General features: G+C 45.2%; 13 protein-coding genes. 8 read left to right on the top strand and 5 right to left on the bottom strand.

Annotation, left to right across the window (positions count from 1 at the left end):
• Positions 1 to 56: 56 nt before the first annotated feature.
• Positions 57 to 2,147, top strand: a complete 2,091-nt coding sequence (gene dnaG / locus ACYVEA_RS23785) for a DNA primase (RefSeq protein ID WP_461115928.1) — start codon at positions 57 to 59, stop codon at positions 2,145 to 2,147.
• Positions 2,148 to 2,217: 70 nt separating this feature from the next.
• On the opposite strand, the gene ACYVEA_RS23780 is transcribed toward dnaG, so the two are convergent.
• Entirely contained in the window at positions 2,218 to 2,601 is a 384-nt protein-coding gene (locus tag ACYVEA_RS23780; RefSeq protein ID WP_461115927.1) for a hypothetical protein, read from the bottom strand.
• A gap of 229 nt (positions 2,602 to 2,830) precedes the next feature.
• On the opposite strand from ACYVEA_RS23780, the gene ACYVEA_RS23775 reads away from it, so the two are divergent.
• The gene (locus tag ACYVEA_RS23775; RefSeq protein WP_461115926.1) at positions 2,831 to 3,526 is read left to right on the top strand and encodes a LuxR C-terminal-related transcriptional regulator; all 696 of its coding nucleotides are present in this window, start codon (positions 2,831 to 2,833) and stop codon (positions 3,524 to 3,526) included.
• Between the two features lie 9 nt (positions 3,527 to 3,535).
• Here the strand turns inward: ACYVEA_RS23775 and ACYVEA_RS23770 are convergent, their stop codons facing one another.
• A complete protein-coding gene (locus ACYVEA_RS23770) occupies positions 3,536 to 4,549 on the bottom strand; it encodes a LytTR family DNA-binding domain-containing protein (protein ID WP_461115925.1) in 1,014 nt (337 codons plus the stop codon).
• A 187-nt stretch (positions 4,550 to 4,736) separates the two neighbouring features.
• Between ACYVEA_RS23770 and ACYVEA_RS23765 the strand changes: the two genes are divergently transcribed.
• Both ACYVEA_RS23765 and ACYVEA_RS23760 read left to right on the top strand, forming a co-directional pair.
• Entirely contained in the window at positions 4,737 to 4,895 is a 159-nt protein-coding gene (locus ACYVEA_RS23765; protein WP_177236561.1) for a hypothetical protein, read from the top strand.
• Positions 4,896 to 4,907: 12 nt separating this feature from the next.
• Complete coding sequence (locus tag ACYVEA_RS23760) at positions 4,908 to 6,023, top strand: lysophospholipid acyltransferase family protein (RefSeq protein WP_461115924.1); 1,116 nt, start codon at positions 4,908 to 4,910, stop codon at positions 6,021 to 6,023.
• Between the two features lie 87 nt (positions 6,024 to 6,110).
• Here ACYVEA_RS23760 and ACYVEA_RS23755 read toward each other — a convergent pair whose 3' ends face one another.
• From ACYVEA_RS23755 to ACYVEA_RS23745, 3 genes are all read right to left on the bottom strand, one after another.
• Positions 6,111 to 7,673, bottom strand: a complete 1,563-nt coding sequence (locus ACYVEA_RS23755) for an Rne/Rng family ribonuclease (protein WP_461115923.1) — start codon at positions 7,671 to 7,673, stop codon at positions 6,111 to 6,113.
• A gap of 361 nt (positions 7,674 to 8,034) precedes the next feature.
• Positions 8,035 to 8,898: a tetratricopeptide repeat protein gene (locus ACYVEA_RS23750; protein WP_461115922.1), complete on the bottom strand. Its 864-nt coding sequence runs from the start codon at positions 8,896 to 8,898 to the stop codon at positions 8,035 to 8,037.
• A gap of 77 nt (positions 8,899 to 8,975) precedes the next feature.
• Positions 8,976 to 9,278, bottom strand: a complete 303-nt coding sequence (locus tag ACYVEA_RS23745; RefSeq protein ID WP_012930434.1) for an HU family DNA-binding protein — start codon at positions 9,276 to 9,278, stop codon at positions 8,976 to 8,978.
• Between the two features lie 140 nt (positions 9,279 to 9,418).
• Here ACYVEA_RS23745 and mutY point away from each other — a divergent pair, with 140 nt between their 5' ends.
• The 4 genes from mutY to ACYVEA_RS23725 all read left to right on the top strand — a co-directional run bounded on the left by mutY (position 9,419) and on the right by ACYVEA_RS23725 (position 13,675).
• Positions 9,419 to 10,537 carry an A/G-specific adenine glycosylase gene (gene mutY / locus ACYVEA_RS23740; RefSeq protein ID WP_461115921.1) on the top strand — a complete coding sequence of 373 codons (1,119 nt, stop codon included), beginning with the start codon at positions 9,419 to 9,421 and terminating at the stop codon, positions 10,535 to 10,537.
• A gap of 75 nt (positions 10,538 to 10,612) precedes the next feature.
• Positions 10,613 to 11,152 (top strand): single-stranded DNA-binding protein, encoded by a 540-nt coding sequence (locus ACYVEA_RS23735; protein WP_461115920.1) that lies wholly within the window; start codon positions 10,613 to 10,615, stop codon positions 11,150 to 11,152.
• Positions 11,153 to 11,193: 41 nt separating this feature from the next.
• On the top strand, positions 11,194 to 12,534 hold the full coding sequence (gene gldE / locus ACYVEA_RS23730) for a gliding motility-associated protein GldE (protein ID WP_461115919.1): 1,341 nt from the start codon (positions 11,194 to 11,196) through the stop codon (positions 12,532 to 12,534).
• 154 nt (positions 12,535 to 12,688) lie between these two features.
• Positions 12,689 to 13,675, top strand: a complete 987-nt coding sequence (locus ACYVEA_RS23725; RefSeq protein ID WP_461115918.1) for a phytanoyl-CoA dioxygenase family protein — start codon at positions 12,689 to 12,691, stop codon at positions 13,673 to 13,675.
• The last annotated feature ends 8 nt before the right edge of the window (positions 13,676 to 13,683 follow it).

The raw sequence follows: 13,683 nt of genomic DNA, 5'->3' as shown, positions 1-13,683 counted from the left end.
TTCCTCTCTTTTTTTGATATGAATTTTGTAAACTGGACTAAATATTAATCCGTCCGATGCGTATTCCTGAAGAAACTGTTGAACGAATTCGACAGTCTACTGATATTCTTGAAGTGATTAACGACTTTGTTTCGCTCAAGAAACGGGGTAGTAATTACATTGCCTGCTGCCCGTTTCACAACGAAAAAACGCCGTCGTTTAACGTTAATCCCGTTCGACAGATCTACAAATGCTTCGGATGTGGTAAAGCGGGTGATGCCGTTCGGTTTGTCATGGACATTGAGAACATCGGTTATGGCGAAGCACTACGTTATCTGGCTAAAAAATACGGTGTTGAAATTGAGGAGCAGGAGCAAACACCGGAAGATTTGTTACGTCAGAATGAGCGGGAGAGCCTGCTTATTGTCCTGAATTTCGCCAAAACGTTTTTTCAGGAAACCTTGCTGAATACCGACGAAGGGAAAGGAATTGGACTAAGCTATTTTCGGGAACGGGGTTTCACTAATCCAACCATCGAGGCCTTTGAACTGGGTTATACACTCGATCAATGGAGTGCACTATTGCAGGAGGGCCAACGGCGGGGGTATAGTACCGAGCTACTTGAAAAAGCGGGTCTGATTTTAACCAAAGAAGGCACTGACGGCGGAAAGCAGAAAATGTTTGATCGGTTTCGGGGGCGGGTCATGTTTCCGATTCATAACGTTTCGGGCCGGGTAATCGCGTTTGGCGCGCGTATCCTGAAAGTAGATAAAACTCAGCCTAAGTACCTCAACTCACCCGAAACAACTGTTTACCATAAAAGCCAGGTTCTCTATGGTATTTTTCAGGCGAAGCAAGCTATTCGTCAGGAAGATGTCTGTTACCTGACAGAAGGCTATACCGACGTTATTTCGCTCCATCAGGCGGGAATCAAGAACGTAGTAGCTTCATCGGGTACATCACTGACTACTGAGCAGATTCGGCTGATTGCACGCTTTACGCCTAACGTAACAATCCTCTACGATGGTGATGCTGCTGGTATTAAAGCCGCGCTACGTGGGTTAGATATGGTATTGGAGGAAGGCTTAAACCTTAAGCTGCTGCTATTGCCTGATGGTGAAGACCCCGATAGCTACGTTCATAAGCTTGGCGCAGAGGCTTTCAAAGCCTATATCAACGAGCATTCGCAGGACTTTATTGATTTTAAAGCGAGCCGTTGGCTGACCGAAGCGGGTGATAATCCGTTGAAACGTGCCGAAGGAATATCTGACGTCTGTGCCAGCATCACTAAAATTCCTGACCTTCTCAAACGCCAGACACTCTCGCAACGGGTAGCTCAAGTCTTTCATGTCAGTGAGCAATCTGTTATTTCGGAGATAAATCGATTACTTCGGAAGCAGCAGGATCAGGGCAGGAAAGATTCCGAACGACAGCAGCGGTCTTCGGATCTTGGTAGACAGCAACCTCCTGGCCCTGCATCTATTTCGCCAGAACCGTCGGTCGATGATCTAAATGCGCTCTTTGGTGATTTCGATGTTGATGCTTCCGGATTTGATGAGCTGAGAACTACTACGTCACCTCGGCCCGCTACTGCTGACCGCGCTAATTTGGTCCGTACGCCCATATCTTATCAGGAAGAAGAATGTATCCGACTATTAATAAATTATGGCGCACGTGAGCTGGAACCGGGCATCACGCTTTGTCAGTACGTGCTAAGCGAATTACACGAGATCGAATTTCAAACCTCGCCCCTTGATCTGATATTAACGCTCTTTAGGGAGGCCTACAGCCGGGGTGATATTCTGACCGCTGGGGACTTTCTGAATCGTCGGTCTAATACAACAGAGCAGGCCAACGATATAGACATCCAGCATCAGGCGATTCATTTAACCACTCCCCGCTACGAAATTAGTGGTGGATGGTTAAAGCACGAAATTCTGGTTCCTTCAGAAGAAGAGATTGGAATTCTAGCTGATGCAGCCTACCGGAATATTTTACGGATCAAGAAGATGCTGGCTGAACAACGAATGGCTGCTCTTCAACAGTTGCTGCGGGAGGCCGGTAGCAAATCGCCTGAGGAAGCGGATCAACTGTTGACTGAGTTTATGCACTTTAAACGGATAGATATTGAAATTTCGAGCCTTCTGGGTACTGTAATATCAGGCTAGGGAAAACAGATCACAAAAAGGCCCCGACCTGATTGATCGGGGCTTACCTTTATAACGGGGAGGGTGAACACTAAGCTTGAGCTACCGGCATGACAGTAATCAGTTCGGCATCTATTTTCCGGTTCAATTCATCCAGCAAGCAGGCATGCGAGTGGAGTTGACCAGGTTTAGAAGGTTGCGCTGTACGCTCTGACTTCTGGCCCGACATATCGAGCAAGAGTGTCATGAGTACGTCGGTTGTATGTTGACGTAATTCCATGAGTCGACGTAGCTGAGCCCGGTTAGTTTTAGGTTGCTGACGTGCAGCCTTCTGTAAGGTATTGATTGCTTTATCTAGCTTGACGTAGCGATAATGAAAGGCTTCGGTCGCTTTTGCCCATTGCATAATCAAACTTTGTACTTCCTCGGCCGATGCTTCGTAGCCGGACAATACTACTGATTTTTCCTGTTTCATCACCCTACGTTTTAATACCTGTTTCGCAATTGAGTAATCAAAAATAGGGTCGTCCTGGGGCCTAATGCAACATGCTTTGCGTGAAATCACCATTTTACCGGATGAAATCACCCATAAAGTTTTATCTAAATAGGTGATTTCATCCGGGGAATTGGTGATTTCATTACTAGCCGTTATGTGAACTATTTAATCAGTCTTACTTTCATCCACCTATACGCGTCATTAGATCATGAATGAATTAGACAGTGCTCAGGAGATCACTAAGAAATTCGCGATTCGGCGTCGAGATTTTTCAATTCTCGTTGCGCAATCGGAGCTTTTCAACTGTGAAGTATTGAGTCAATTATTAAAGGAGCAGGGCTACAATGTTGTCGGTCGTGCTGTTGAGATGGAGGACACACTTCAGCAGATCCGGGTTAAGCGCCCACAGTGTGTAATTCTGGAGTCTGAGATTTCAGGTCAACAGAGCTTTGATATTGTTGAGGAGATGCGGCAATCGAATCAGGAGACCAAGTTCATTCTATACACGCGTCATGCCGATATGCGGATGGTAGCTAGTGCGATGCAAATAGGGTTTCTAGGATTCCTTTATGCTACTGATGGACTGGATGAATTGTATCGATGCTTTCAGATTGTCAGCAATGGTGGATGCTATTATAGTAATGGATTCATGAAGTTGCTCAAGAATTTTGGTGTCGAGGTAATTTCTGATACAACACGTGCTGAATTAAGTCGATTAACCGGCCGGGAGCGGGAAGTACTACGTATGATTGCCAATGGACACACGGCCAATGAAATTGCTGACGAGTTGGGCATCAGCTATCGAACGGCTGTTAACCATAAAGCCCATATAGCCAAAAAGCTGGAGTTGAGCAGCTGTCGGCAATTACCGCGATACGGCATTGCTGTGAAGAATTACCTCTGAGGGATGAATTCAGTCAGAAGCCATCGTAAGTGAATTGGAGTCGATATAAGGGCGATGGTCGCTTTGAAGCCATTCCCGGAATTCCTGCATGCGGGCGCGGGGTACGACAATACTGTGTTGTTCGGGCGAATTAAGCCGAACAATGTATTTACCGTTTTCCCAGTAAGCATAGTTCAATACAGCTTGTCGGTTAACTATATAATCACGCTTGATGCGGAAAAACTGGGCAGGATCCAATTCGGTTTCGAGTTCGTTTAATGTTTTGCCAACTAAATAACGCCCTTTGATTAGTTCGGCATAATAAAAGCGATCTTCTATGGTGAAGAAATAGACATCATTGACTGGAAAGTCCAGTTCACCAATGGCATTTTTGCCTTTTAAATGAGTCAAATGAGATGACGATACTGTAGGCTTTGGTGAAAACGTTGTTGAGAGTGCTAGTGCTTTCTGAGCTGCTTCGGCTGCTTCTGCCTCTGCTGTTTCCTGGGCTTGTCGCCGTTGCTTCAAATAATCTTTAAGAAGTGAAATATTAAGAGCAAGATAACCAATAAGAGTTACCGGGAATAAATAGGTAAAGTATACGGACCAGCTAAATGTATAAAGAATATACTTCTGCCAGTAAAGAGAAAAAGAATACGTTGGAAACTTTTCCAATAAGTAACGGACAGTCTGCGTAACGGGCGTGAATAGCCAGTAAGCAAAGGCTAAAACGGGCAAGAAATTTATTTCATATCGACCGATAGCCTGCCAATTATTCTGTACAGAATACAGCCTCAACCACTTGTGAAACTGGTTGATAAGTGTAATCGTGATAAAAAGCGTAACTAATTCGGGAATAATTAGCGAGCGTAGCAATACACCAGCATAGTGAACGAAGCCACCAGCCTGCTGCATTTTGCTGGCTTTAATGTCGTACCCTATTGACCATGACAGAGCTTCGATTAACAGTACGATGCTCATCAGGATAAGTACGCTATTGATCGGTTTTCTCAGGAAGTCCCGGGTAAGTCGAATTTCCTTCATGCTGTCCCTATAGTCAAAACTTCTACTAAGATAGTGGTAATATTTAACTAAATCCAAACAGTCAATTGTGACTTTTTGCCGATTGATGACCCTTGCTGGAGGCAGTAGCTTTGTATCAACAAAAAGGCGCTGTAAACGCGCTGATTTAACAAACAAATCATCTCAATCTCAAAAGCAATTAGTCATCATGAAAAAGCAATTCAACATCAAACCAGCTCAATTAGTAAAAGCAATCACGAAAGCTGCTAAAGCAGAATCTACAGGTGTATTAAGACTTTTGGCCGACGATACGTCACCTTGCTGCCACGAGTGGGATCTTTCCAGAATGGTAGTAGTCAACCGCTAATTTCTGTGTACTATGTTAACCGCAAAGCAACTTTATCAACAGGAATTAGCTCATTGTCGTGAGCAGTTCGAGCAAATAGATCTGCAAAAAGAGCGGGGTTATCTGATGAAGTTTACCACATTCTCGGCTAATATTGAGAATATACTTCCTTCAATTGCCCGCCATGAGCACGAAACACTGTTTCGGGAGCTATTGTTGCAGCAAGTCTTTACATCTTTCGATCAGCGGTTTCTAACCGCTGGCGATCTGGTAAAGTTACGCGGGGAGCATAAGAAAATAACTAAAGCAGATGGTCCCCAAATTTATTGTACGTACCACCTTGGTTCCTACAGGTTATTGACGAGTGTACTCTTTCGACGTGGTATAGATTGCGTATTGCTTGTAGGGAACAATATGAACCGCAGCCAGGGTGATGGTATGACAGAGCATATTGAGGGATTACGCAAAAAACATGGCCTAACCAATGTTTTTCGAGTAGTCGAAGCAGGGAGTGCTTCCGCCGGACTTACCGTCCTGCGTGAACTGAAGGCTGGCCGATCGCTAATTGTTTATGTGGACGGCAGCCCTGAGACTGCCCCTGAGCCGGGTGAAGAAAATCAATTCTTGTCGGTGCGCTTTGGTCATCGGTCTGTTTTAACACGTAAAGGTGTTGGCTTTCTATCACACGCAGCAGGTGTACCTATTGTGCCTGTGGTAAGCTATCGGCAGGCTGATATGACGAATGTTCTTCGGTTTCTCAAGCCCATTAGGCCAATTAGTCAGAGTGACAGAGAAATCTATTGTCAGGAAGCTATGCAACAATTGTATGATGCCTTCTGGCCCTACTTAAATCGGCATCCAGCGCAATGGGAAGGCTGGAATTATATCCACTCCTTTTTGGAGCCTGAAACGCCTAGAAACAAATTTTTCGGACATCGTCCGAAGCAGTTGGCCTTTAACGAAAATCGTTATACGCTATGCGAGTTGGAACAGGCGCCCATTCTATTTGACAGGCGACTGTACCAAACATACGAGATTACTGAAGATCTACGTGATTTACTTCTAAATCTTGATACGATGGATTCTGTTAAAGACCAACTTGGTCAGCAGATGTTTGACGAATTACTTGAAATGGAGGTGCTATACTAACCTCCTTAAATCAACAAAGGTCAGCGCAAACGTTTGCGCTGACCTTTGTTGATAAATGTAGTAACGTAGTAAAATTTTACTACGTTACTACACATTATTACTAACTTCAATTTCTTCTCCAGTCTGATGAAAGAACTTGAAGTTAACCATACCTAACGAGCTGTCTTTCACAAGTTTGACCCACGTTTTGTATTTTACATACCATTGCATCTGTTTAGAGTAGATTCCTTTCGTATAGTAAGCATACAGAAATGGGTTCATGGAGATGGTTATTCCCCGCTCATTCTGCTTTGTTAGGATATAATCGAGGTTATTTTCAATAACATCCGTTACTAAAACGCTGGCTTGGATTGTGCCAGTTCCTCCACAAGTTGGACAGACTTCGCGGGTAACAATGTTCATTTCAGGCCGGACGCGCTGGCGCGTAATTTGCATCAGGCCAAATTTTGTTAAGGGAAGAATGGTGAACTTCGACCGCTCAGGCTTCATTTCATCGCGCATGATATCTTGCAGGAGCTTTTTGTTCTCTGCTTTCTTCATATCAATGAAATCCACAACAATGATACCGCCCATGTCGCGCAACCGAAGTTGCCTGGCAATTTCCTTAGCAGCCTCGCGGTTTACGCTAATGGCAGTGGCTTCCTGATCTTCTTCAGAGTTTGATTTATTGCCGCTGTTTACATCAATGACGTGCAGCGCTTCGGTATGTTCAATAATCAAGTATCCACCACCTGGTAAGCTCACCGATCGGCCGAAAAGCGTTTTAAGCTGCTTTTCTAAACCAAGTGCTTCAAAAAGCTTCATTTTACCGCTATGAAGCTTGACAATTTTCTCCTTGTCGGGCGCAATGGTATGAATATAATCTCTGATTTCGTCGAACGACTCACGCGTATCTACGGTAATGCTCTCGAATGATTCATTGAGCATATCCCGCAGAATCGAAGAGGCTCGATTCATTTCGCCCAACACCCGATCACGGGGCTTGGCATCAGCAAGGGCTTTAATGGCCTGGTCCCACTTCGCAAGTGAATTCTGTAGGTCACGGTCAAGCTCTTCAACATCTTTATCCTGTGCGACTGTGCGCACAATAACGCCAAAGTGTTGCGGTTTCAATGACGACATAAGCCGCATTAACCGTGACCGCTCAGCTCGATCGGTAATTTTTTTTGACAAGTTAACGCCATCCGAAAATGGCACAAGGACTAAATAACGACCTGCAATCGAAATGTCGCAGGAAAGGCGCGGACCTTTGGTGGAAATCGGCTCTTTTACTACCTGAACCAGAATGGGAGCATTTTTGGCAAGTACCTTATCTATCTTCCCAATTTTTTCAATGACTGGCTCTAACTGAGTGTCGGTGAGTCGGCCGGTAGTAACGCGCTTGGCGATTACATCTTTAACAAGCTTATTGAGCGAATTGATATTCGGTCCTAAGTCCTGATAGTGCAAAAAACCATCTTTCTCATGGCCAACGTCCACAAAAGCAGCATTAAGACCCGATGATAGTTTCTTGACTGTTCCTAAGTAAAGATCGCCAACGGTGAAGCTGCTGTCTAACTCTTCTTCGTGATACTCCAGCAATCTCTTGTTTTGCAAGAGCGCGATCCGATCACCTTTCTGAGTCGAACTGATAACTAATTCATTACTCACAAGATGAATATACGGTTAAGAATGGCTGTAAAAAAAGAAAAAAGCCACGTTCGGGCTTTGCAGGCCGGCACGGGGCTTCCACAAAATAAGTTCATAGTTTGTCGTTTACCGCTTATGGATAGCTATCCAATTACAAGCGATAAACGACAAACGACAAACTATTTTTTCTTATGCCGGTTTTTTCTGAGCCGTTTCTTCCGCTTGTGAGTGGCAATCTTGTGTCGTTTCCGTTTCTTACCGCAAGGCATAGTATTAACAGTGTTTAATGGTTAAATACGTGTCGGCTGACCACCCGGTCAAAGCCCTTAAAAGTTGTATAGTTTAAAGTTGAATAGTTAATACATAAATTCAACTGTGTAACTCATTTCAGCCGTTCCTCATATTCACGAACAGCGGCCAGGATCTGCGGGTCTTTCTCCTGCGTCTTTACCTGAGCCAAAACCCGTTTTGCTTCGGCCTTCTGACCGGCTTCGGCTAAGCTTACACCCAAGTAAAATTGGGCCTTTCGGCTTGTTGGGTTGTTCACCAGAATTTGACGAAACCGCTCAATCGCTCGTTCATACTGGTTCGACCGCATTGAAAGCAGACCCAAATTGAACAGGGCCAATTCATTGGTTGGTTCCTGCTTCAGGACCTCACGTAGCATCATAATACCCTTCATCGGAGTATCGGTATTGACATAAGTCATGGCCATATTAGCCTTCGCCGATAGCAAGTTTGGGTTTTTGGCAATAGCCTGCTGATAAAACTCGCGAGTTTTCTCGCCTAACGACGTCGTTTTCTTTTCATCAACGGCAAATGTATAGGCTTCGAAATACTGATCGCCTGCCCGTAACAGATTGCGCTCAGTCGGTTGTGCCTTTGCCAGTAAATCTGCATAATGAGCGGCACTATCGTAACGGGTGGCTTCCTGAAAAAGGGCAATCAACTTCTCTCCGATTGCTTCTTTTTTCACTGGGTTCGCTGCGGCAAATTCGGCCCGCAACATATCCAGGCGCTTTTGTTGTTCAGGTGCCAGAGGCTTCTCATGAGCGGAAGAGGCAGCAGGACTTTCTGTTAGTTCAGTCTGCTTTTTTCCTACTCCATCACGTGAAGCGCCAGACGTTTGCGTTGTTCGACCTCCAAGCTTTTTGTCTTCATTTTGTACAACCACCTTAGGCAGGGTATACAACCCCGCCGTTAAGACCGAAGCCAGTATGATAACAAGCAATACGAATTTATTCATAGTGGAGGATCAATCACGAAGCAAACGTCTGGACTAAACTGGCAAACCAGCACACAGTTGGTTCGTAGCAACTTTGCCTACTCGGCCGCAACTTTAGCTTTGTCGCTGGTTTTCACCTGCTCAACAAACACCTTCGCGGGTTTAAAACTCGGGATAAAGTGCTCGTCAATCACCATCGCGGTGTTTTTCGAGATGTTACGGGCTACTTTCTTGGCTCTCTTCTTGTTGATGAAACTGCCGAACCCTCTCACATAAATGTTTTCTCCCTCGGCTAACGAGTCCTTAACTACTGAAAAGAAAGTTTCCAGGGTGTTTGTTACTTCTGCCTTATCAATTCCGGTTTTATCGGAGATCTCGGCAATTACATCTGCTTTCGTCACGACTTCTTAAACTTTAACGTTTACTGTATTGTTGAAAATTCGGCTCTCAAAAATGGGAGCACAAAGGTAGGGGTTTCCCATAAATTATAAAACCCTGTACTTCCGTTTTTAATGGTAACGATGTAATTTTTCGTTTTATTTTGAATTGGCAATCAGACCTTAACAGTATCGAAACCTCGTTTGCCCCTACGCTCGAACGGTGGTACGAGCGCCATAAACGCGATCTGCCCTGGCGTCACACCCGCGATCCATATCGCATTTGGCTGTCGGAAATAATTCTTCAGCAAACCCGTGTAGCACAAGGAAAACCTTATTACGAACGCTTTGTAGCAGCTTACCCAACTGTGTCTGATATGGCCCGCACGGATGAGCGTGACCTACTTCGACTTTGGCAGGGCTTGGGCTATTACTCCCGCGCTAGAAATCTACATCAGACTGCTCGCTATGTAACCACTCAGCTAGATGGGAAGTTCCCGGATACGTATCATGAGTTGTTGAAAATGAAGGGGATAGGCTCTTATACCGCAGCTGCCATAGCCTCTTTTGCCTTTGGTGAACGGGTACCGGTTGTTGATGGGAATGTATACCGGGTATTAGCGCGGGTATTTGGTATTGAAGAAGATATTACGTCGACTCAGGCCAAGAAGACGTTTGCCGCTTTGGCTATGAAACTGATTCAATTGGCCGATGATCCGGCGACTTATAATCAGGCAATTATGGAGTTCGGTGCTATTCAATGTACGCCGATGTCGCCCGATTGTTTACTGTGTCCGCTTCAACAGCAATGTGTAGCTTATCTAACTGGCCGGCAAAACAAGTTGCCCGTCAAATCAAAAAAAGCACCGGTCCGGGAGCGATTCTTTACTTATTTTATTTTTAGAAATAACGGAAAATTAGCGCTTCGCGAACGGCTGACTCGTGACATCTGGCAAAATCTATATGATTTCTATCTCCTGGAAACCGAGCGAAGTGATTCACTCTTAGGAGCCAGCAATGAACTTCAAACTGCCCTGAGCGCCCTGACCGTTCAAGAGTCACTGCATGAAGTTGTGCAGGAACGCATTTTGTCTGTTTCACCAACTGAAGCAGTACAGTTACTATCTCACCAGCGAATTCGCGCTCAATTCTACATTATTGACATACCTGATCATCTTGCTGGAAGCTTGCCGATTGATTTACAGTGGTATACGCCTGATGAAACTGAACACTTACCCAAGCCCGTACTGATTACTAACTATTTAGATAAACTGTTTGGATAAGTCAGTATATTTCAGTATCTTTAATTCTTATTAAACGCTCTAATCTCTTACTACGTAAACAACAAAATACACTGTATGGCAAGTCTGAATAAGATGACAATCATCGGTAATCTGGGTGCCGATCCTGAAGTACGCTATCTAGACGGGGGGGCTGTTGTTGCTACCTTCAATGTAGCAACAACGGAAAAATACACCAACCGGAACGGCGAGAAAGTGGAGCAAACCGAGTGGTTCCGGGTTGAGCTATGGAATGAGCAGGCTAAAGTAGCCGAAAAATATTTGAAGAAAGGTAATTCTGTCTATGTCGAAGGCCGTTTGCGGACGGAGTTGTGGACGGATAAAGAAGGTAAGGAACGTACGTCACTACGTGTACGGGCCAATACCATGCAGTTGTTAGGTAGTCCCAGCGGTGGTGGACAAGAGGATGGGTATAGCGAAGCTCCGCGCCAGCAGGCACCTCCCGTGCAGGCAGCGCCGGAACGGGATCGTCCTCAACCACAGTCTGCACCTTCGCGGCAGCAGGCCCCACCTGTAGCGGCACCAGCGGCCCGTCGTCGGGAGCCAGACCCGGTCCCCTTTGAGAGCAACAGCGGAGAAGACGATCTACCGTTCTAATCCACTCGATTCGCTCTATTGTTGAACGAGATTTAATATACATGGACCTTAGTGATCCCCTTCCTCGACAGGTGCTCCAGGCCACAGGCGGCTGGGGCACCTATTTTGATATTTATGGCCCTTATACGGCTTTGATTTTACTGCTGCTGACGCTGGCTGGCTTAGTATCAGCTTCTGAGGCCGCCTTTTTCTCTCTGTCTCCTGATGATCGTGCTCATTGCCGTGGCAGTAGCCTGGCCGACGATCAACGTATCGCTACGCTTCTGGAGCGTCCTAAGCGACTACTGGCGTCGCTGGTCATTTTCAATAACCTGTTGAATATTGCTATCGTCGTCATTGTGACGTACTTAACTTGGGAGTTCTCCCAGGCGTCACAGGAAGCGGGTTGGGTATTACCCGTCATTACGTTAGTGACAACGGTAGCCATAGTACTTTTTGGTGAAATTGTTCCTAAAGTGTACGCTAGTCAAAATAATTTGAGTGTAGCTCGAAAAACGGCTGCGCTGGCGCAACTTGGACTGGCCGTATTTCGTCCGTTAGCTATGGTGTTGGTTAATTTAAGTAACCAGGTTGACCGCCGTATTGAGCGAAAGGGATATAAATTGTCCGTTGAAGAACTTAGTCAGGCCGTTGAGTTGACGGGTGTCAATGCAACGGTTGAGGAGAAGGAAATTCTCAAAGGCATAGTCAACTTCAGTAATCTGACGGCACGGCAAGTGATGCGGGCTCGATTGGATATTTCGGCTGTAGAAGATGATCTGCTTTTCAGTGAATTGATGACCCAAATCAATACATCGGGTTATTCGCGGGTGCCAGTTTATCGGGAGTCACTGGACCAGGTAGAAGGCGTTCTTTACATTAAAGACTTACTACCGCATATTCACGAGGATGATACGTTTCGCTGGCAATCCCTGCTGCGTCCAGCTTTCTTCATTCCCGAAAATAAAAAAGTAGACGATTTATTGCAGGATTTTCAGAAACGGCGCGTTCACATGGCCATTGTAGTTGATGAGTATGGAGGAACACGTGGTTTGGTGACGCTGGAAGATATTATCGAAGAGATCTTTGGAGAAATCAACGATGAATTCGATGACGAAATTCCCGTTGGTTACCGGCGCGAAGATGAACGAACAGTAGTATTTGAGGGCAAAATGCCTATAACTGATGTGTGTCGAATCTTAAATGTGGATGCAACAACATTTGAGACAGTACAAGGCGATAGCGAGTCGCTGGGAGGGCTGTTGCTGGAGCTATTTAATCGACTTCCCAAACCTGGTGATGAAACAACTTTTGAAGATTTTACATTTCACGTACTATCTGCCGATGATAAACGTATAAATGAGGTACGGGTTAGGAAAAATGATACCTCCGAACCGGTATAAATAAACAATTCGGCAATAATATACCGCCTAATCAAACTACACATAGCTGCGTGGAACCGATAAACATTTTTTGGTATTTTTAAGCCCAAACTTTCCGAACCAAGATATGTCCAGCCTACTTACTAAGTTAAAGTCTGTCGCCAAACGGACATTTATGTCTGAACAGACGGCAAAACCGATTACTGAATTCGACTATCCAACATTACCCTGGATTGATAAAAAAGACGCCGATATTCCAGCTTTTCTCAAGCAATTCCCAAGTGCTAAAGATCTACCTTACGATCTGGAGGAAAAAATGAATTTCTGGCGTGGAAATGGCTACGTAATTCTGGATCAGGCCATTCCAAAATCCTGGATTGATCAGCTTTTAAACGAAGTTGAGGAACTGATCGATCATCACGAAAAGTACAAAACCCTCGTCCGTATTGACTTACCAGAGTATAAGGCAAATCCGGTACTACCTGTAAAAGACGTACCGAAAAAGGTGCTAAACGGTCCGTATATCAAGTACATGGATTTTCACGATAATTCGGTGATTGGCAAAAAAATTATGCTTCACCAGAACATTGTGACGTTCCTGAGCGCCGTATTTGGCGACAAGGTGATTGGCATGCAGAGTCTGCTGTTTAAATACGGTAGTCAGCAGGCAACGCACCAGGACTTTGCCTATGTCGTATCCGAAATTCCAAGCCATCTAGCCGCTGCCTGGATTGCCCTCGAAGACGTGCATATCGATTCTGGTCCCCTGTATTATTACCCCGGTTCGCACACCATCGGTAAGTTTAACTTTGGCAATGGCATCTTTTTTAATGGGCAATCGACCCTAAATCCGGACGATTTCGCCAATTACCTAGATGAGACCTGCCAGAAAGCAGGGCTGAAGAAAAAAACGCTACTGATTAAAAAAGGAGATGTACTGCTCTGGCATGCTGCGTTAGCCCACGGCGGGGACGAAATTCGTGATCCTGCCCTGACGCGTAAATCGTTTGTGTGTCATTATTCATCCGATAAAGCCTATCGTCATCATCGCCAAAGCCCGGAGGTTGAGCCTACTCGTCGGACGATAAACGGGGCTGATGTCTTTGTTAATCCACATATGCCCGATCAGGAAGATATTTTCTCGGCTGGAAAGTCGATTTAACTGATTGT

It is taken from the genome of Spirosoma jeollabukense (assembly GCF_054777855.1).
This window is presented reverse-complemented; position numbering and strand designations above follow the sequence as displayed.

What these genes read in the sequence shown, in the direction of transcription:
- dnaG (WP_461115928.1), top strand. Translation starts at nt 57, where the DNA reads ATGCGTATTCCTGAAGAAACTGTTGAACGAATTCGACAGTCTACTGAT.
- ACYVEA_RS23780 (WP_461115927.1), bottom strand. Translation starts at nt 2,601, where the DNA reads ATGAAACAGGAAAAATCAGTAGTATTGTCCGGCTACGAAGCATCGGCC.
- ACYVEA_RS23775 (WP_461115926.1), top strand. Translation starts at nt 2,831, where the DNA reads ATGAATGAATTAGACAGTGCTCAGGAGATCACTAAGAAATTCGCGATT.
- ACYVEA_RS23770 (WP_461115925.1), bottom strand. Translation starts at nt 4,549, where the DNA reads ATGAAGGAAATTCGACTTACCCGGGACTTCCTGAGAAAACCGATCAAT.
- ACYVEA_RS23765 (WP_177236561.1), top strand. Translation starts at nt 4,737, where the DNA reads ATGAAAAAGCAATTCAACATCAAACCAGCTCAATTAGTAAAAGCAATC.
- ACYVEA_RS23760 (WP_461115924.1), top strand. Translation starts at nt 4,908, where the DNA reads ATGTTAACCGCAAAGCAACTTTATCAACAGGAATTAGCTCATTGTCGT.
- ACYVEA_RS23750 (WP_461115922.1), bottom strand. Translation starts at nt 8,898, where the DNA reads ATGAATAAATTCGTATTGCTTGTTATCATACTGGCTTCGGTCTTAACG.
- ACYVEA_RS23735 (WP_461115920.1), top strand. Translation starts at nt 10,613, where the DNA reads ATGGCAAGTCTGAATAAGATGACAATCATCGGTAATCTGGGTGCCGAT.
- gldE (WP_461115919.1), top strand. Translation starts at nt 11,194, where the DNA reads ATGGACCTTAGTGATCCCCTTCCTCGACAGGTGCTCCAGGCCACAGGC.
- ACYVEA_RS23725 (WP_461115918.1), top strand. Translation starts at nt 12,689, where the DNA reads ATGTCTGAACAGACGGCAAAACCGATTACTGAATTCGACTATCCAACA.